Here is a 266-nt window from a genome sequence, read left to right on the forward strand (position 1 = left end):
TATCCTGCAGAAAACTGGGACTGTAAACCTGCTCCTAACGATAAATACCAGCTTTTGGAAACTTTCCTTCCATAATTGGTGGAAATATTAATGACATCCTGCGTCTTTCTCACTCCCAATCCTTTGGTGTCATTCTGACCATAGTCCAATGCAATAATATTCTCCAAAAGATCGTTACCTTTTTCATAGGTAATATTATAATTAACCCCGGCAATCCATCCTACGTTATTCGCTCCACCACCGACCCAATTCGAGAAAGCAGCCTG

Annotated in this window: 1 protein-coding gene; it reads right to left on the bottom strand. The window is 41.0% G+C overall.

Features of this window, described 5'->3' with window-relative positions:
* On the bottom strand, positions 1–266 hold a 266-nt coding region (locus SB772_RS41745; protein ID WP_410838739.1), incomplete at both ends, for a DUF3078 domain-containing protein.

It is taken from the genome of Paraburkholderia sp. SIMBA_030 (assembly GCF_046535245.1).
In the GTDB taxonomy this organism is placed as follows: domain Bacteria; phylum Pseudomonadota; class Gammaproteobacteria; order Burkholderiales; family Burkholderiaceae; genus Paraburkholderia.